This is a genomic window from Streptomyces turgidiscabies Car8 (assembly GCF_000331005.1).
In the GTDB taxonomy this organism is placed as follows: Bacteria; Actinomycetota; Actinomycetes; order Streptomycetales; family Streptomycetaceae; genus Streptomyces; species Streptomyces turgidiscabies.
In genome coordinates this window covers 1-16,702 of the sequence record NZ_AEJB01000292.1, presented here as the reverse complement: position 1 = coordinate 16,702, position 16,702 = coordinate 1, and the positions used below count along the sequence as shown (strand labels likewise).

General features: G+C 70.2%; 18 protein-coding genes. 9 read left to right on the top strand and 9 right to left on the bottom strand.

Features of this window, described 5'->3' with window-relative positions:
* Positions 1-34 precede the first annotated feature (34 nt).
* Positions 35-706: a two-component system response regulator PhoP gene (phoP, locus tag STRTUCAR8_RS19475; protein WP_475976412.1), complete on the bottom strand. Its 672-nt coding sequence runs from the start codon at positions 704-706 to the stop codon at positions 35-37.
* A 5-nt stretch (positions 707-711) separates the two neighbouring features.
* A complete protein-coding gene (gene phoR, locus STRTUCAR8_RS19470; RefSeq protein WP_006377548.1) occupies positions 712-2,037 on the bottom strand; it encodes a two-component system sensor histidine kinase PhoR in 1,326 nt (441 codons plus the stop codon).
* Between the two features lie 203 nt (positions 2,038-2,240).
* Between phoR and phoU the strand changes: the two genes are divergently transcribed.
* The 4 genes from phoU to STRTUCAR8_RS19455 all read left to right on the top strand — a co-directional run bounded on the left by phoU (position 2,241) and on the right by STRTUCAR8_RS19455 (position 5,010).
* Positions 2,241-2,930, top strand: a complete 690-nt coding sequence (phoU, locus tag STRTUCAR8_RS19465) for a phosphate signaling complex protein PhoU (protein WP_006377549.1) — start codon at positions 2,241-2,243, stop codon at positions 2,928-2,930.
* Positions 2,931-3,066: 136 nt separating this feature from the next.
* The gene (locus STRTUCAR8_RS53415) at positions 3,067-3,219 is read left to right on the top strand and encodes a hypothetical protein (RefSeq protein ID WP_006377542.1); all 153 of its coding nucleotides are present in this window, start codon (positions 3,067-3,069) and stop codon (positions 3,217-3,219) included.
* A gap of 305 nt (positions 3,220-3,524) precedes the next feature.
* Entirely contained in the window at positions 3,525-4,661 is a 1,137-nt protein-coding gene (locus tag STRTUCAR8_RS19460) for a sugar ABC transporter substrate-binding protein (RefSeq protein WP_234372656.1), read from the top strand.
* A gap of 100 nt (positions 4,662-4,761) precedes the next feature.
* Positions 4,762-5,010, top strand: coding sequence for an SCO4226 family nickel-binding protein (locus tag STRTUCAR8_RS19455; RefSeq protein ID WP_006377553.1), 249 nt, complete (start codon positions 4,762-4,764; stop codon positions 5,008-5,010).
* A 31-nt stretch (positions 5,011-5,041) separates the two neighbouring features.
* Here STRTUCAR8_RS19455 and STRTUCAR8_RS19450 read toward each other — a convergent pair whose 3' ends face one another.
* The 4 genes from STRTUCAR8_RS19450 to STRTUCAR8_RS19435 all read right to left on the bottom strand — a co-directional run bounded on the left by STRTUCAR8_RS19450 (position 5,042) and on the right by STRTUCAR8_RS19435 (position 7,907).
* Positions 5,042-5,542 carry an Asp23/Gls24 family envelope stress response protein gene (locus STRTUCAR8_RS19450; protein ID WP_006377552.1) on the bottom strand — a complete coding sequence of 167 codons (501 nt, stop codon included), beginning with the start codon at positions 5,540-5,542 and terminating at the stop codon, positions 5,042-5,044.
* A 170-nt stretch (positions 5,543-5,712) separates the two neighbouring features.
* Complete coding sequence (locus STRTUCAR8_RS48320; protein WP_006377545.1) at positions 5,713-6,519, bottom strand: hypothetical protein; 807 nt, start codon at positions 6,517-6,519, stop codon at positions 5,713-5,715.
* Between the two features lie 130 nt (positions 6,520-6,649).
* Positions 6,650-7,057, bottom strand: coding sequence for an NUDIX hydrolase (locus STRTUCAR8_RS19440; protein ID WP_006377556.1), 408 nt, complete (start codon positions 7,055-7,057; stop codon positions 6,650-6,652).
* Between the two features lie 88 nt (positions 7,058-7,145).
* Positions 7,146-7,907, bottom strand: a complete 762-nt coding sequence (locus tag STRTUCAR8_RS19435) for a phosphoglyceromutase (RefSeq protein ID WP_006377543.1) — start codon at positions 7,905-7,907, stop codon at positions 7,146-7,148.
* Between the two features lie 195 nt (positions 7,908-8,102).
* Between STRTUCAR8_RS19435 and STRTUCAR8_RS19430 the strand changes: the two genes are divergently transcribed.
* A complete protein-coding gene (locus STRTUCAR8_RS19430; protein WP_006377560.1) occupies positions 8,103-9,392 on the top strand; it encodes an MDR family MFS transporter in 1,290 nt (429 codons plus the stop codon).
* Here the strand turns inward: STRTUCAR8_RS19430 and STRTUCAR8_RS19425 are convergent.
* Entirely contained in the window at positions 9,367-9,837 is a 471-nt protein-coding gene (locus STRTUCAR8_RS19425; RefSeq protein ID WP_006377544.1) for a DUF2000 domain-containing protein, read from the bottom strand. The genes STRTUCAR8_RS19430 and STRTUCAR8_RS19425 overlap by 26 nt on opposite strands.
* 49 nt (positions 9,838-9,886) lie before the next feature.
* Here STRTUCAR8_RS19425 and STRTUCAR8_RS19420 point away from each other — a divergent pair, with 49 nt between their 5' ends.
* Positions 9,887-10,711, top strand: a complete 825-nt coding sequence (locus STRTUCAR8_RS19420; RefSeq protein WP_006377547.1) for a helix-turn-helix transcriptional regulator — start codon at positions 9,887-9,889, stop codon at positions 10,709-10,711.
* A gap of 61 nt (positions 10,712-10,772) precedes the next feature.
* Here the strand turns inward: STRTUCAR8_RS19420 and STRTUCAR8_RS19415 are convergent, their stop codons facing one another.
* Together STRTUCAR8_RS19415 and mshA are read right to left on the bottom strand one after the other, a co-directional pair.
* Positions 10,773-11,267, bottom strand: coding sequence for a type III secretion system chaperone family protein (locus tag STRTUCAR8_RS19415; RefSeq protein ID WP_006377555.1), 495 nt, complete (start codon positions 11,265-11,267; stop codon positions 10,773-10,775).
* Positions 11,260-12,564: a D-inositol-3-phosphate glycosyltransferase gene (gene mshA, locus STRTUCAR8_RS19410; protein WP_006377558.1), complete on the bottom strand. Its 1,305-nt coding sequence runs from the start codon at positions 12,562-12,564 to the stop codon at positions 11,260-11,262. Before mshA ends, STRTUCAR8_RS19415 begins: the two co-directional genes overlap by 8 nt.
* 184 nt (positions 12,565-12,748) lie before the next feature.
* Here mshA and STRTUCAR8_RS19405 point away from each other — a divergent pair, with 184 nt between their 5' ends.
* The 3 genes from STRTUCAR8_RS19405 (at position 12,749) to STRTUCAR8_RS19395 (ending at position 16,687) form a co-directional block, all read left to right on the top strand.
* Positions 12,749-13,567: a class I SAM-dependent methyltransferase gene (locus STRTUCAR8_RS19405; protein ID WP_006377550.1), complete on the top strand. Its 819-nt coding sequence runs from the start codon at positions 12,749-12,751 to the stop codon at positions 13,565-13,567.
* A gap of 274 nt (positions 13,568-13,841) precedes the next feature.
* Entirely contained in the window at positions 13,842-14,921 is a 1,080-nt protein-coding gene (locus STRTUCAR8_RS19400) for a C40 family peptidase (protein ID WP_006377554.1), read from the top strand.
* A gap of 371 nt (positions 14,922-15,292) precedes the next feature.
* Positions 15,293-16,687 carry a PP2C family protein-serine/threonine phosphatase gene (locus STRTUCAR8_RS19395; RefSeq protein ID WP_044472480.1) on the top strand — a complete coding sequence of 465 codons (1,395 nt, stop codon included), beginning with the start codon at positions 15,293-15,295 and terminating at the stop codon, positions 16,685-16,687.
* Positions 16,688-16,702 lie beyond the last annotated feature (15 nt).

Here is a 16,702-nt window from a genome sequence, read left to right as displayed (position 1 = left end):
CGTACAGGCTTACCGGTCGGATGTCCGGGCCGGTTTACGGCTCGAACTTGTATCCGAGGCCGCGGACCGTGACCAGGTATCTGGGGGCGCCCGGGTCCGGCTCGATCTTGGCGCGCAGGCGCTTGACGTGGACGTCGAGGGTCTTGGTGTCGCCCACGTAGTCGGCGCCCCAGACCCGGTCGATGAGCTGCATACGGGTCAGCACGCGGCCGGCGTTGCGCAGCAGCATCTCCAGCAGGTCGAACTCCTTGAGCGGGAGGTCGACCTTGCCGCCGGAGACGGTGACCACGTGGCGGTCGACGTCCATGCGGACGGGGCCTGCCTCCAGGGCGGCCGGGGTGACCTCCTCGGGCTCGCCCCGGCGGCGCAGGACGGCGCGGATACGGGCGACCAGTTCGCGGGAGGAGAAGGGCTTGGTGACGTAGTCGTCGGCCCCTATCTCCAGGCCGACGACCTTGTCGATCTCGCTGTCCTTGGCGGTGACCATGATCACCGGGACGTTGGACTTGACGCGCAGCTGGCGGCAGACCTCCGTGCCGGGCAGGCCGGGCAGCATCAGGTCGAGCAGGACGAGGTCGGCTCCGTTGCGCTCGAACTCGTCGAGGCCGTCGGGCCCGGTGGCCGCGATGGCGACCTCGAAACCCTCCTTGCGGAGCATGTACGAAAGGGCGTCGGAGAAGGATTCCTCATCCTCGACGACGAGCACTCGGGTCACGGATGGACCTCCGGGGCGTGAAGCGGATCGTAAGGGGATGTACCGGTGGTCCGGTCGGCCACTTCGCCGGGGTCGGACGGTCCGTCCCCGGTGTCGGGGTCGGAGTCTGGGAGTGACTCGGGGTGGGAGTCATGGTCGTACAGGTGCGGCCGGTTCGCGCGGGCCCGGCGGCCGGTGACGGCCTCCGGCAGGCGCAGGGTGAACGTGGAGCCCTGGCCCTCGGAGCTCCACACCGTGACCTCTCCGCCGTGCGAGGCGGCCACGTGCTTGACGATGGCCAGGCCGAGGCCCGTACCGCCGGTGGCGCGGGAGCGGGCGGGGTCGACGCGGTAGAAGCGCTCGAAGATGCGCTCCTTGTCCTTGTCGGAGATGCCTATGCCCTGGTCGGTGACGGCGACCTCGATCAGGTCGCCGCCCGGCGCGTTCACCCGGCGGGCCGCTATGCCGACGCGGGTCGCGGCGGGTGAGTAGTTCACGGCGTTCTCGACGAGGTTGCCGAGGGCGGCGGCGAGCTGTCCGCGGTTGCCCCAGACGCGCAGGTCGGCGGTGCCTCCGGCGGCCATGGTGATGTGTTTGGTGCCGGCCTGGTGGCGGCAGCGGTCGACGGCCTCGGCGACGAGTTCGTCGACGCGGACGGGCTCGGCGTCCTCCAGCGGGTCGTCGTTCTGCACCCGGGAGAGGTCGATGAGTTCCTGGACGAGGCTGGTGAGGCGGGTCGCCTCGATCTGCATCCGGCCGGCGAAGCGCTCGACGGCCTCCGGGTCGTCCGAGGCGCCCATGACGGCCTCGGAGAGGAGGGAGAGGGCGCCGGTGGGGGTCTTGAGCTCGTGGCTGACGTTGGCGACGAAGTCGCGTCGTACGGCCTCGATGCGGCGGGCCTCGGTGAGGTCCTCGACGAGGAGGAGGACCAGGCGTGAGCCGAGGGGGGCGACGCGGGCGGAGACGGCGAGGGCTTCGCCGCGTCCGGTGCCGCGTCTGGGGAGGTCCAGCTCGACCTGGCGTATCTCGCCGTCGCGCCGGGTGTCCCGGGCCATCTGGAGCATCGGCTCCACCGAAAGCTTTCCGCCACGGACCAGACCGAGGGCGTACGCCGCCGAGCTGGCCTTCACGACGCCGTCCGCCTCGTCGAGTACGACGGCGGAGGACCGCAGTACGGACAGCACGGTGTCGACGCCGGGTGGTAGTACCGGGTCGGTGTGCAGGGAGGTCCGGGTGGGGCGTTTCTGGTCGCGCTCGCTCCAGCGGAACGCCAGCATGGCGATGACACCGGTGAGTACCCCGGCGATCGCTGCCGCTGCGGCGACCGCCGCGTTCACGTCCATGCATCCAGGTTAGGCATGGGATACGACCTGGCCACAGCCAAGAGAGTGCGACCTCGAACACTCGTCGCCCAGAGTTCACCTTGGAGCCAGTATTGGTTCATTTGTCGGGGCGGAAAACGTCGCGTGCAGGGACGAACGTGGGAGCGTGGGGGTCACGGGGTCCGCTGTTCGCCCCCGAACGGACGTCAAGAGAGGGACACCTGATGCGTGACGCGTACCACGAGGAACTTGACTCGATCGGCGAAGGTCTGGTCGAGATGGCCCGGCTCGTCGGGTCGGCGATCGGGCGTGCCACGACGGCGATACTGGACGCCGACCTGAAGCTGGCCGAAAGTGTCATCGAGGCCGACGCCAAGGTCGACGAGCTCCAGCACGACCTGGAGGCCCGCGCGATAGCGTTGCTGGCCCGCCAGCAGCCGGTGGCGACGGATCTGCGGATCGTGGTCACCTCGCTGCGGATGAGCGCCGACCTGGAGCGCTCGGGCGACCTCGCCCAGCATGTCGCCAAGCTGGCGCGGCTGCGTTTCCCGGATCGTGCGGTGCCGCGCGACCTGCATGCCACGATCCTGGAGATGGGCCAGCTCGCGCAGCGTCTGATGGCGAAGGCGGCCGAGGTCATCATCACCAAGGACGTCGATCTGGCGATGCAGCTGGAGACGGACGACGACGAGATGGACCTGCTGCACCGCACGCTCTTCCGGCACCTGATCGACGACCGCTGGAAGCACGGTATCGAGACGGCGGTCGACGTGACGCTGCTGGGCCGCTACTACGAGCGGTTCGCGGACCACGCGGTGTCGGTCGCCAAGCGTGTGGTGTTCCTGGTGACGGGTGAGCACGCGGACGATCTGCAGCAGGACGTACAGCCGCCCACTGGGGCCGAGGGGGCGTAGGCCCGCGGGTCGTCGCCGGGGGCCGCACGCCCCTGGGCACGGCCGAGCCTCCGTGCGCCGTTGATGCGCCCGGCGCGGCGGGCATGCAATGGGAAGAAGGCACCTGTCTCCAGGACCAGCTCTCCAGGAGGGCCCGATGGCCGAGACCCCCAGCACGCCCGACCCGACGCGGGAACGCGAGACGCAGCATCCCGCCGACATCAAGAACCTGCCCCTGTTCGGTGCCTGTGGCTGCGGCTCCGGCTGCGGGTGCGGGTGCCAGTCGGGCAACCCCTGCCAGTGCGGCTGACGGCGGGTACGTAGAACGGCGGCTTCACAAGGACCCTGTCTTCCGTTGGGAGATGGGGTCCTTTTGTGTGGAGTTTGTGTGCGGAGGGGGTGTTCGCCCCTGTTCAGAGGGGCGGAAGCCGACCTCGATCACCTGTGAACGGGCATACACTTCACACCAGTTGACGCTCAGGCGCTGTCCATGCACAACAGGCACCCTGTTGCCATCTCGTTAACCGGTACTTCTTGACGTCACGTGCCGCCGCCGCGTTGGCTTCCGTATCTGTATTCGGGTTCGTCATGCTGTTCCCCCTGGAAGGCACCGCCGTGAACGCTCGTACCCCCCGTCGGACCGCCGTGCGCCGTACCGCCATCGCGGTGACGGCCGCCGCCTCGGCCTTCTCGCTCGCCGCGTGCGGCGTCATGGACGGCGCAGGCGGTAGCAGCGGCTCCGCGGCGCCCAAGAAGGGCGACGACATCACGGTGGGTCTCCTGCTGCCCGACAAGAAGACGAAGCGGTTCGAGAAGTTCGACTACCCGCTCTTCAAGAAGCAGGTCGCCGCCCTCACCAACGGCAAGGGCAAGGTCCTCTACGCCAACGCCGAGGCGAACGAGAGCAAGCAGAGCCGGCAGCTCGAGGAGATGATCGCCGAGAAGGTGGACGTCCTCGTGGTGGACGCGATCGACGCCAAGGCCATCGCGCCGGCCATCGAGAAGGCGCACGACGCGAACATACCGGTCATCGCGTACGACCGGCTCGCGGAGGGCCCGATCGACGCGTACGTCTCCCACGACAACGAGCTGGTCGGCGAGGTGCAGGGCCGCTCGATCGTCGAGGCCCTCGGCACCAAGGCCGCAACCAGCAAGATCGTCATGATCAACGGGTCGCTCACGGACCCGAACACGGGGCGGTTCAAGACCGGCGCGATGAACGAGCTGCAGGGCAAGGTCCAGATCGCGGCGTCGTACAACACGAAGGACTGGCTGCCCGAGGTCGCCAAGGCCAACATGGAGGCGGCGATCAGGACCGTCGGGCTGAACAACATCGCCGCCGTCTACTCGGCGAACGACGGTATGGCCGGCGCGGTCATCGACGCGCTGAAGGAGGCGGGTGCCTCGAAGATCCCGCCGGTGACCGGGCAGGACGCGGACCTCGCGGCGGTGCAGCGGATCGTCACGGGCGAGCAGTACATGAGCGTCTACAAGTCGTTCATCCTGGAGGCCAACAACGCCGCGTCGATGGCGGTGGCCAGGGTCCAGGGCCGCTCGATCGAGTTCGACGCGCTGACCCGCGACAGCGTCGACAGCCCGACGGAGAAGAACATCCCGTCGATGCTGGTGCCGGTGGTGGCGCTCACGCAGGAGAACATCAAGGACACCGTGATCCAGGACGGCGTCTACACCGTGCAGGACATCTGCACCCCGGAGTACGTGGCGGCCTGCAACGCGATCGGGCTCAAGTAGGCAGCACTCGCCGGGTCGGGCGTACGGGCTGAAGATGGAGAGCAGGCAGGCCGTACGACGCAGAAGTGCGACCCGGATCAGGGATAGGAGGTGTGACGCCATGCCCCAGTTCATGGACGTCCACCACGGCATGGAAGGCATCACCGCCGACCAGCTGCACCAGGCCCACCAGGCCGACCTGGACATCGAGAAGGACGAGGGAGTCCACTTCGAGAAGGCGTGGGCGGACCCCGAGTCCGGCACGGTCTACTGCCTCTCGGAGGCTCCCTCGGCGGAGGCGGTCCAGCGCATCCACGAACGCGCGGGCCACAAGGCCGACGAGATCCACGCGGTGCCGCTGGCGGTGTGAGGGCCGCCCGGGCTCACATCAGTTCCCGGGCTCACATCAGTCTGTGCCCCTGGGTCAGCCTGGACGCGGTGCCGTCCTCGGTGAGGCGGCGGAGTTTGTCGACGCCGTCGTACTTGCGGCTCATGAGGATCGCCGCCAGGCCGGTCACGGCGAGGACCAGGCCGCCGAAGAAGGCCGGCACCGCCCAGGGCGCGATCGTGTTGTCCTCCTGGGGGTTTCCCGAGGTGATGCCGACGCCGAAGGTGAGCCAGATCAGGAACACGCCGAGAGGGACGCCCAGGAGGCCGCGGACGAGGTAGCGGACGCGCTTGCCTCTGGTGACGGCGACGCTGTGCAGGACCAGCTGGAACCGCGAGTGGCAGGCCTCGCAGGTGATCCTTTCGGCGCGGCTGCCCTGCGCGGGCCGCAGAGGCAGTCGCTGGACGCGGTTGGTGGTGGTCACCACCGCGACGCCCTTCACGCCGAGCACGTGCGCGAACATCGTCGTGGGCTGGTCGCCGACGCCGTAGAGCGATATCCCCGCGTACGCCATCTCGCTTGCCTCTCCACGGAGTTACCCACGCGCAGCGCGGGTTTCAGGCATCGGTTATGCCCAGGAGAGGGACCCTCGAAGCGGGGCTCGGCGAGCGGGAAACGGCCGGGGTGCGGGTCCCCTGCCCGTCGGGGTGGCGGGCAGGGGACGGTCACTTCAGCTGTCCGGGCTCACTTCACATCGACGTAGTCGGTGAAGCCGGCCGCGGCCAGGGTGAGGTTCGTGCCCGCGAAGTCGTAGCGGTACGCACCGTCCGCCGTCGCCTTCACGGTGGCCGTGGCCCAGCCGTTGCGGTCGGTCTTGACCTTCTTCAGCGTGACGAAGGGGCCGCTCGTGCCCTTGCGGTACTGGAGCAGCACCTGGTGGCCTACGAGGGGCACGTTCTTGTTCGTCTCCCAGCTGGCGACGGTCATCTGGGCCTTGACGTTAAGGTTCTGGCCCTTCTTCACCGGCTCCGGGGTGGCGTCGGTCTGGGACATGTAGGTGGGGCGCTTGACGCGTGCGAAATACGCGTGCTCAAGGCCCTCCCCGCGGGTGACGTTGCCGTCGCCGTCGGTGGCGATGATGTCCAGGTACCAGATACCGGCAAGGGCGTTGCTGTGGATGTTGACCTTCGGGTCGGCGAGCAGGAGTGCCTCGCAGTAGGCGGTGAGCGCGTTGATCCTGTGGCAGGTGGCACCCGCGGTCATGACCCCGTCGGCCTTCTCCCGCTCCTCGCCGTGCCACAGCTCGAACTTCGCGCTCTTGACGCCGGACGGGTCGCTGATCGTCGCGGAGACCGAGAACAGTCTCTTCTTCGCGGCCTCGACACCGACGGTGTAGCCGTTCCAGTCGTGGTTGACATCGATGTTCGTGAACGTCGATGCCGAGTCGTCCTGGTCGGCCCCGACCGCCGGGGCGGCGAGGGCGGTGACGGCCAGAGCGGCGCTGAGAGCAGCGGCGGTGACGGTGGCGGCGACTTTGGCGCGTATGCGCATGGTGTGGTTTCCCCCACGGTTGACGAGTGAAGTGGTGGCTTCACTCGCGTCAGACTGCTGGGGCGGGTGGGGGGTTGTACGGGATTGCCGATCAGCGTGCGGAAGCGAGGGTTTCGCGGTCGGCGCGGAGTCAGGAAAGACGCCCGGTCTCGTGAAGCGCGTCGAAGGCCATCGCGTCGACGGCCGAGACCCGGGCCCGGTCCGCATAGCGGAACCATGCCTTCTCGGCGATCTCCCGCGAGGGGGTCAGCTCGCCGTGGTGGGCGGCGGCGTAGCAGATCATCCGGAAGGGGCCGTGTTCCGGATAACCCTCGCCGATCTCGTAGGTGCCGAAGTGCACCATCGAGCCGGGGTCGATCGTCGCCCGCAGTTCCTCGTCGATCTCCCGCACCAGGGCCTCGCTGTCGGACTCGCCCGGTTCGCGATGACCGCCCGGGAAGTAGAAGCGATCCCGGCCGTGAGAACGCGTCACCAACACCCGGCCGCCCCGAACATGGACCCACGCGACCTTCTCGGGCACACCGTCGCTGTTCGCCATGGTCCGGGACGGTATCGGAGGGCAGCGAAAAACCCCCGCCCCCGCGCAGGAATCGCGGGGACGGGGGCTGCTCTCAGCTGCAGGCTGCTTACTTCTTCTTGCCCTGGTTCTTGACCGCCTCGATCGCCGCCGCGGCCGCGTCCGGGTCGAGGTAGGTGCCGCCCGGGGTCAGGGGCTTGAAGTCGGCGTCCAGTTCGTAGGCGAGGGGGATGCCCGTCGGGATGTTCAGGCCCGAGATCGCCTCGTCGGAGATGCCGTCCAGGTGCTTGACCAGGCCGCGGAGGCTGTTGCCGTGGGCCGCGACCAGGACCGTACGGCCGGTCAGGAGGTCGGGGACGATGCCGTCGTACCAGTACGGGAGCATGCGGTCGACGACGTCCTTCAGGCACTCCGTGCGGGGGCGCAGCTCCGGGGGGATCGTCGCGTAGCGGGGGTCGTCCGACTGGGAGAACTCCGTGCCGTCCTCGAGGGGCGGGGGCGGGGTGTCGTAGGAGCGGCGCCAGAGCATGAACTGCTCCTCGCCGAACTCGGCGAGCGTCTGGGCCTTGTCCTTGCCCTGGAGGGCGCCGTAGTGGCGCTCGTTCAGGCGCCAGCTGCGGTGGACGGGGATCCAGTGGCGGTCCGCGGACTCCAGGGCCAGCTGGGCCGTGCGGATCGCGCGCCGCTGGAGGGACGTGTGGAGCACGTCGGGGAGCAGGCCGGCGTCCTTGAGCAGCTCACCGCCACGGACCGCCTCCTTCTCGCCCTTGTCGGTGAGGTTGACGTCCACCCAGCCGGTGAACAGGTTCTTCGCGTTCCATTCGCTCTCGCCGTGGCGGAGGAGGATCAGCTTGTACGGTGCGTCGGCCATGCCCCTGAGCGTAATAGAACGTTCTGATCCCCTGCTCGGCCGCCCGGCCACCGGACGGTCGGGTGGCGGCTGAGCGACGACCGAGGGTTGATTGAGGGTTGATTGACGGGATCTGTTAATTGAGTGGCTCCCCCTCCTGGCCCGCTCGTAAGTTGTCATCACCGTTCGAGCTGCTTACGTCCGTGGGGGATACCTGTGTCACTGGCCACCCTGAAACGCGCTGCCCGCGAATCCGTCTCCGGGCTGCCCCGCGAGTTCTGGTGGCTGTGGACCAGCACCCTCGTCAACCGGCTCGGGGCGTTCGTCGCCACGTTCATGGCGATCTATCTGACCCTCGACCGCGGCTACTCCGCCTCGTACGCCGGTCTGGTCGTCTCGCTGCACGGGCTCGGCGGGGTCGTCTCGTCGATCGGCGGCGGTGTGATGACCGACCGGCTCGGCCGGCGGCCGACGCTTCTCATCGCGCAGTCGTCCACCGCCCTCTCCGTGGCCCTGCTCGGCTTCGTGCACGACCCGGTCACCATCGCCGGTGTCGCCTTCCTGGTGGGGATGGCGAGCAACGCGTCCCGGCCGGCCGTGCAGGCGATGATCGCTGACATCGTGCGCCCCGAGGACCGCGTCCGCGCCTTCTCCCTGAACTACTGGGCCATCAACCTGGGCTTCGCCGTCTCGTCCGCCGGCGCCGGCTTCATCGCCGAGGTCAGTTACGCCGCCGGGTTCCTCGTCGAGGCCGGTATGACCATGGCCTGCGCCGTCGTGATCTTCCTCAAGCTGCCCGAGTCACGGCCCGCGAACCCCGCCAAGGACGGCAGCGCGGAGGCCGTCGACTCCGTCGGGCTCGGGACCGTACTGCGCGACGGGCGCTTCATGGGGGTCGTCGGGCTGTGCTTCCTCGTCGCGCTCATCTTCCAGCAGGGCGCCGTCGGGCTGCCGATCGCGATGGGCGAGGCCGGGTTCAGCCCGGCGGACTTCGGCATGGTCGTCGCCGTGAACGGCGTACTCGTCGTCGCGTTGCAGATCCCGGTCACCCGGTTCATCGAGCACCGGGACGCCCGCCGCCTCCTCGTCCTCTCGTCCCTCCTCGCCGGGTACGGCTTCGGGCTCACCGCCTTCGCCGGGTCGGTCGGCGTCTTCGTCCTCACGGTCTGCGTCTGGACCCTGGCCGAGATCGTCAACGCGCCCACCCAGACGGGGTTGGTCGTCCGGCTGTCGCCGGTGCACGGCCGCGGTCGCTACCAGGGCATGTACACGATGTCCTGGTCGGTCGCCGGGCTGGTCGCCCCGCTGATGTCCGGGTTCGTCATCGACCACTTCGGCGCGGAGTGGCTCTGGGGGCTGTGCGCGGTCATCGGGACGGTGGCGGGGGCGGGGTACTGGGCGCTGATGGGCCGGACTCCGGCGGAGCCCTCCCCCTCCGACGAGACCTCCCCCGTCGACGTGGCCCCCGCCGCCGGAGCCGTCACGGGTGCATCCGTGACCCCTTGATCACCTTGTCCACCGGGTTCTTCGGGCCGTACACCGCCACCCCCACCACGTCCAGCTCCGCCGCCGACACGGCCCGTACCGCCGCCCGGTTGTCCCGGTCGTTGCCCGTGGTGAACAGGTCGGACGTGAAGACCGCGCACGGCAGGGACCGGGACACCGCCCGGCCGTGTGCCGCCTTCAGGGTCTCCTTGGTCGCCTCGAAGACGAGGACCGGCTGACGCAACATCGGGAGGTACGGGGTGCCGTCCGCGTCCTCGTACGGCTCGCCGATCACCTCGGGAACCGTCGTCCCGAGGCCGCTGACCAGGAACGCCGTCACGTTCAGTCGCTGCCAGGGTTCCAGGTCCTCGCGCAGGACCACGGCGATCTTGGTGTCGAAGCGGACGGGTTCGGGGGCGGAGAGCGGGGTGGGGTGTGGTGCGGCGTGTGGTGCGTTCATGGTCATGGTCTGAGACTGCCGACCGGGCTTCCCCCGCGTCTTGTACGTTCTTTGCGTGCCCGCCGTGCCCGTCGTGCCCGTCGAACCCCCGCAGCGCACCGTCTCCGCCTGGCGCCCGCGTGTGCCGGGTGTCCTTGAGGTGTTCCACGCCCACTTCGTCGAGTACGCCTACCCGATGCACGTACACGACTCCTGGACGCTGCTCATCGTCGACGTCGGCGCCGTACGGTACGACCTCGACCGGCACGAGCGGGGCACCCCGCACGACACCGTGACCCTGTTGCCGCCGCACGTGCCGCACAACGGGTCGCCCGCCACGCCGGGCGGGTTCCGCAAGCGGGTGCTGTATCTCGACTCCACCCATCTCGGCGACGAGTTCATCGGGGCCGCCGTCGACCGGCCCGATCTGCGCGATCCCCTGCTGCGGCTGCGCGTGGGGCAGTTGCACGGTGCGCTCGCGCGGTCCGGGGACGAGTTCGAGGCCGCCGGCCGGCTGGCGCTCGTCGCCGAGCGGCTGCGTACGCGGATGCGGTCGGGCGACGTACCGCCGCGTCCGCCGCGCGTCGATCCCCCGCTCGCCCGGCAGTTGCGGGAGTTGCTCGACGAGCGGCTCGTCGACGGGATCACGCTCGACGAGGCCGCGCGGCTCGTGCACGCCCATCCCGCGCATCTCGTACGGGCGTTCAGCGCGGCTTTCGGGATGCCGCCGCACCGGTATCTGACGGCCCGGCGCGTCGAGCTCGCCCGGCGGTTGCTCCTCGACGGACAGTCTCCCGGGGCGGTCGCGACCGCCACCGGGTTCTACGACCAGGCCCATCTCACGCGCCACTTCAGGAAGTTGGTGGGCGTGCCGCCCGGGCGGTACCGGCTCGGGCGGTGACGGATCCAGCGGTAACGGATCCGGTGGTAACGGACCGGGCGGTGAAGGACCGTCCCCGGCGTCAGTCGGTCGTAGGGCGCTGGGTCAGGTGGGCGAAGGCGTCCAGGTTGCGGGTCGACTCGCCCCGGGACACCCGCCAGGCGTACTCCTTGCGGATCGCCGACGCGAAACCCAGCTCCAGAAGGGTGTTGAAGCTGCCGTCGGCCGCTTCCAGGACCGAGCCGAGGAGGCGGTCGATCTCGTCCGGAGTGATCGCGGACAGCGGGAGCTTGGCGGTCACGTAGACGTCGCCGAGGCGGTCGACCGCGTAACTCACGCCGTACAGCTTGAGGTTGCGTTCGAGGAGCCAGCGGTGGACACCCGGCTCGTTCTCGTCGGGGTGGCGGATCACGAACGCGTTCAGGGAGAGCGAGTGCTTGCCGACGAGGAGTGAGACCGTCGTCGAGAGTTTGCGGGTACCGGGGAGTTTCACCACGTAGTTGCCGGGGTTCGGGCTCTCCCAGTCCAGGTCGGCCTCGGTGAGGACCTGCTCGATGATCGACGCCGAATCAGCCATGCAGCGAGCGTACGCGACGCCTGTGGGCCTGCATCGCGGCCGTGTAGACGTCCCCGGTGGCGGCCGCCGAGGCGTCCCAGCCGAAGCGCTGGGCGTGCTGGGCCGCAGCCGCGCCCATCCGGGCGGTCAGGGTCTCGTTGTCGGCGAAGTCGCGCAGCACGCGCGCGTAGGCGGCCGGATCGTGGCCCTGTACGAGGAATCCCGTACGTCCTTCCGCGACCGCCACCGGGAGGCCGCCCACCGCCGCCGCCAGCACCGGCGTGCCCGCGGCCTGGGCCTCTATGGCGACCAGGCCGAACGATTCGCTGTACGACGGCATGACGAGGACGGAGGCCGCCCGGAACCAGTCGGCGAGCTGCTCCTGGCCGACTGGCGGGCGGAACCGTACGACGTCCGCGATGCCCAGGCGGGCGGCGAGCTTCTGCAGGCCCTCCGGCTTGGCCAGGCCGCTGCCGCTGGGGCCGCCGACTATCGGCACGACGATGTTGGCGCGCAGCTCGGGGCGCTGGTCCAGGAGGACGGCGACCGCGCGGAGCAGCACGTCGGGGGCCTTCAGGGGCTGGATGCGGCCCGCGAAGAGGGGGATCAGGGCGTCCTGCGGGAGGCCGAGACGGGCGCGGGCGGCGGCTCGGCCGTCGGCCGGGGAGAAGCGGTCGAGGTTGACGCCAGGGTGGACGACGGCGACCTTGCCGGGGTCGGCGTCGTAGTGGCGTACGAGTTCGTCGGCCTCTTCGGCGGTGTTGGCTATGAGGCGGTCGGCGGCGGCCACGACCTGCATCTCGCCGATCACGCGGGCGGCGGGTTCGGGGTTGTCGCCCTCTGCCAGGGAGGCGTTCTTGACCTTGGCCATGGTGTGCATGGCGTGTACGAGGGGGGCGCCCCAGCGTTCGGCGGCGAGCCAGCCGACGTGGCCGGAGAGCCAGTAGTGCGAGTGCACGAGGTCGTAGTGGCCGGGGCGGTGACCGGCCCAGGCCTGCATGACGCCGTGGGTGAAGGCGCACAGCTGGGCGGGGAGGTCCTCCTTGGGGAGGCCTTCGTAGGGGCCCGCGTCGACGTGTCGCACGAGGACGCCGGGGGCCAGTTCGACGGTCGGGGGGAGGGCGGCCGTGGTGGCCCGGGTGAAGATCTCGACCTCGATGTTGATCGCGGCGAGGCGCTGTGCGAGCTCGACGATGTAGACGTTCATACCGCCGGCGTCGCCCGTGCCGGGCTGGTGGAGCGGGGAGGTGTGCACGGAGAGCATCGCCACCCGGCGGGGCCTGCGGCGGCGTCCCAGTCGGCCGATGTACTGGCTCACGTGGCGTTCCTCCTTCTCGGCCCGACTCATTCCGCTCCGCTGCCGGTCCACGCACAGCTCCGAAGGTTCAACGCCAGCAGGAAGCGACCCATTTCCTCTTTGCGCAATCATTACCGTTTCCCGCTCAACCGTTCGATAGCGCTCCGCTCCTTACCCCCGGCGGTCGCCCCTTACCCTCGTACACATGGCTCCCCGCGCATCGGCCCTCCCCCGCATCGTGGGAACAGTGACGCGCGGGACGACCAATCCCAACCGGCTGCGCCGTATGGACCGCTGGATCGCGGCCACGCACGGCGCCACCCTGCGCCGCGCCCCCTCCCCCGTCGCGGTCGACCTCGGGTACGGCGCCGCGCCCTGGACGGCCGTCGAACTGCTGGCACGGCTGCGTACCATGGCGCCACGCGCGCGCGTGGTGGGCGTCGAGATCGAACCGGCCCGGGTCGCGGCGGCGAAACCGTACGAGCGCGAGGGGCTCGTCTTCCGGCACGGCGGCTTCGAGATCCCGGTGCCGGAGCGGCCGGCGCTCATCCGCGCGGCGAACGTGCTGCGGCAGTACGAGGAGGCCGAGGTCGCCGAGGTCTGGGCGCGGCTGTGCGCCCGGCTCGCGCCGGCCACGGAGATCCCGGGCGGCGGGCTCCTCGTCGAGGGCACGTGCGACGAGATCGGGCGCCGGCACGTCTGGGTCGCCCTCGGGCCCGAGGGCCCGCGCACGGTCACCTTCGCGACCCGGCTCAGCTCCCTGGACCGCCCCTCCGACCTCGCCGAACGCCTCCCGAAGGCCCTCATCCACCGGAACGTCCCCGGCGAACCTGTCCACGCCTTCCTGCGCGACTTCGACCGCGCCTGGGCGGCTGCGGCGCCCTACGCCTCGTACGGGGCCCGCCAGCGCTGGATCCGGGCGGTACGGGACCTGACGAAGGACTGGCCGGTGACCGGCGGTCCGGTGCGGTGGCGGCAGGGTGAAGTGACCGTGGCGTGGGGAGCGTTGGCGCCTCGGGGCTGAGCGGTCGGCCCAACGGAGCGCCGGGGAGCCGGGGACCGGGTTTTCCGACCTCTCTGGCTTCCCTGGCGTCCCTCGCTTCCCTGGCGTCTCAAATTGCTCGCGATTCGTGGGCAACGATCTCCGTACGTCGTTCGTCACACATGCGGGGACGCGGGGAAGGACAGGCGACTCGCGGGAGGCCTGTTGCTTTTTGCGGTGACATGGCACGATCCCCCGGGCGTACGTAAGTTACTGACGATTAATCACGTGGGCGAAAGGTACGGGGGTACGGGGAATGGGAGCCGGCAAGCGGAGTCTGATCGCGACAGCCGTGGGACTGGTCTGTGCGGTCACCGTCCTGGGCGGCGCGGGCACCGCGTTCGCGAGCCCCGCACCGACCCCGACGCCCCCACCGACCCCGAGCGTGACGCTGCCGCCGAACAAGGACCTGGAAGCCGTACACAAGAAGCTGGAGCAGCTCTACCACGACGCGGCGGTCGCCACGGACGCCTACAACGCGGCGGAGGAGCAGACCGAACGGCAGTCGGCCGAGATCGTCGAGCTGGCCCGGGAGATCGTCAAGGGGCAGAAGCGGCTGGCCGAGCTGAAGGACCGCGCGGGTGCCGCGGCGCGCTCCCAGTACCGCTCGGGCGGCATGCCGCCGGAGGCGCGCCTGTGGCTCAGCGGCAATCCGCAGGCATGGCTGGAGGGTGTCGACCGGATCCGGCAGGGCCAGAAGGCGACCACGGGCCTGCTCGCCGAAATGGCGCGCACGCAGCAGGACTTGGAGCTGTACGCGCGGGACGCGTCGGCCCAGTGGACGAAGCTGGAGACGAGCCGGAAGGCCAGGGCCGCCGCCCAGAAGAAGATCAAGCAACAGATCGCGGCGGCCGAGCAGTTGGAGTCCCAGCTGCAGAAGAAGGAGAAGGAACGCCTCGCGGAGCTGGAGCGCGCGGCCGCCGCCAAGGCGCAGACGTCCTGGCTCAGTTCCGGCATCCTCGACGACATCGACGGCAGTGCGACGGCTCAGGGCAAGAAGGCCGTGGAGTTCGCGACGGCCCAGATAGGCAAGGCGTACGAGTGGGGTGCCGAGGGCCCCGACACCTTCGACTGCTCGGGCATGACCTCGGCGGCCTGGGCGGCGGCCGGAGTACCCATCCCGCGCACCTCGCAGCAGCAGTGGGCCCAGCTGCCCCACGTCGACGTCAAGGACATGCGCCCCGGCGACCTGATCGTCTACTTCGACGACGCGAGCCACATCGCGATGTACATCGGCGACGGCAAGATGGTGCACGCCCCGCGGCCCGGGCGGACGATCACGATCGCGGGGGCGGGGACGATGCCGATACTCGGGGTGGTCCGGCCGAGCGCGTGAAACGCGGGATCACCACAACTGCCGGGATCACCGGGATCACAATGGGGCAACTCGCCGCATACGGCACGATTCGCGCCCCACTGAACCTCCCGCGCCGCGCGTGACCCGCCACACGTGACCCACCGCACCACCCCACCCCCACCGGCGTCTCCCAACCCTCCGGCGGACGTGACATTCGTCATCCCCGGGCGGGCAACCTCACGCCCAAGTGCGTTACGGGACACGGCATATGACACCGGCGCGACCCCGGCGACGCGCCGTCGGCCCCGCCGACCATTCCGCTGCGGGCCTGTCAACCGCTATGGTCCCGGTCGGTGGATCGAGACCCCTCGCCCATCGTGCCCTCGGGGGGAGGGAAGGAACCCACGACGATGCCCGCACCCATACCGCGGCAGAGAGCGATCCCGGCCGCGGAAAACGGTCAGGCGCCGACCCCGGCCGTGCCCGCAGGGGCCCCGGCCGCCCCCTCCATGCCCGGAGAGACCTCCACCGGCACCCCCGGCCCCGGCACGGTGGCCGACACCGCGCCCGGCGCAGCCGCCTCCGTCACCCCCGTCACCTCCCCCGGCACGCATCTGACCCTGCTGCTGATCCAGGACGACCCGGGCGGCTCCCCCGTCGTGCCCGAGCTGCTCGACGCCACGGGCAAGCCGATCCGCGTCCGTACGGCCCGCAACCTCACCGAGGCCGAACGGCTGCTCACCGACGACGTCCACTGCATCCTGCTGGACCTCGCGCTGCCCGCGCCCCACCACGCCGAGGACGGCAACGACGACGAGCTGGCGGTGCTCAAGCACGTGCTGCGGCTCGCGCCCCGGCACGCCGTCCTCGCGCTCACCGCCTCCGGCGACGCCGAGCGCGGTTCGGAGGCGGTGCGCGTCGGCGCCCAGGACTACCTCTTCCGCGACGAGCTGGACGGACGGCTGCTGAGCCGCGCGATCCGCTACGCGGTGGAGAGGAAGCGCTCCGACAAGGCCGAGCGCCGGCTCACCGAGTCCCGGCTGCGGGCCCAGGAGAACGCCCGCCTGGAACGCGGCCTGCTCCCCACCCCGCTCCTCGACGGCTCCTCGCTGCGCTTCGCCGCCCGCTACCGACCCGGCCGCTCCCGTGCCCTGCTCGGCGGCGACTTCTACGACACGGTCCGGACGCCCGACGGCACGGTCCACGTGATGATCGGCGACGTGTGCGGGCACGGCCCCGACGAGGCGGCGCTCGGTGTGGAGCTGCGCATAGCGTGGCGCGCGCTGACGCTGGCGGGCCTGTGCGGCGACGCCCTGCTGGGCACACTGCAGCAGGTCCTTGAGCACGAACGCGAGAACGACGAGATCTTCGCGACGCTCTGCACGGTCGACATCTCGCCGGACGGCCGCAGCGCGGGCCTGTGTCTGGCCGGCCACCCCGCTCCGCTGCTGATCCGCCCGGCACCCGTGCCCTCCGGGTCGGAGACCGTGGCCGAGCTGCTGCCGTACGACAACAACGGCCCGGCGCTGGGACTGCTGCCGGGGGCCCGCTGGCCTCGTACGCAGGTACGGCTGGGGGCCGAGTGGACGCTGATGCTCTACACGGACGGCCTGATCGAGGGGCATATCGGCGAGGGCCGGGAACGGCTCGGCCAGGACGGCATGGTGGCGATGATCCGCCGCCAGCTCGCCCAGGGCCTGCGCGGCGAGAAGCTGCTGCGGGCGGCCGTGAGCGAGGTACGCGAGCTGAACGGCGGGGAACTGACGGACGACCTGGCGGTCCTGCTGCTGGACCGCCTGGCGTAGTCCCCCCAGGGAGGG

Coding starts and splice junctions, on each gene's coding strand:
- STRTUCAR8_RS19405 (WP_006377550.1), top strand. CDS start 12,749: ATGGCTCCCCGCGCATCGGCCCTCCCCCGCATCGTGGGAACAGTGACG.
- STRTUCAR8_RS48320 (WP_006377545.1), bottom strand. CDS start 6,519: ATGCGCATACGCGCCAAAGTCGCCGCCACCGTCACCGCCGCTGCTCTC.
- STRTUCAR8_RS19415 (WP_006377555.1), bottom strand. CDS start 11,267: ATGGCTGATTCGGCGTCGATCATCGAGCAGGTCCTCACCGAGGCCGAC.
- STRTUCAR8_RS19455 (WP_006377553.1), top strand. CDS start 4,762: ATGCCCCAGTTCATGGACGTCCACCACGGCATGGAAGGCATCACCGCC.
- STRTUCAR8_RS19450 (WP_006377552.1), bottom strand. CDS start 5,542: ATGGCGTACGCGGGGATATCGCTCTACGGCGTCGGCGACCAGCCCACG.
- STRTUCAR8_RS19435 (WP_006377543.1), bottom strand. CDS start 7,907: ATGGCCGACGCACCGTACAAGCTGATCCTCCTCCGCCACGGCGAGAGC.
- STRTUCAR8_RS19395 (WP_044472480.1), top strand. CDS start 15,293: ATGCCCGCACCCATACCGCGGCAGAGAGCGATCCCGGCCGCGGAAAAC.
- phoR (WP_006377548.1), bottom strand. CDS start 2,037: ATGGACGTGAACGCGGCGGTCGCCGCAGCGGCAGCGATCGCCGGGGTA.
- STRTUCAR8_RS19400 (WP_006377554.1), top strand. CDS start 13,842: ATGGGAGCCGGCAAGCGGAGTCTGATCGCGACAGCCGTGGGACTGGTC.
- phoU (WP_006377549.1), top strand. CDS start 2,241: ATGCGTGACGCGTACCACGAGGAACTTGACTCGATCGGCGAAGGTCTG.
- STRTUCAR8_RS19425 (WP_006377544.1), bottom strand. CDS start 9,837: ATGACCATGAACGCACCACACGCCGCACCACACCCCACCCCGCTCTCC.
- STRTUCAR8_RS53415 (WP_006377542.1), top strand. CDS start 3,067: ATGGCCGAGACCCCCAGCACGCCCGACCCGACGCGGGAACGCGAGACG.
- STRTUCAR8_RS19440 (WP_006377556.1), bottom strand. CDS start 7,057: ATGGCGAACAGCGACGGTGTGCCCGAGAAGGTCGCGTGGGTCCATGTT.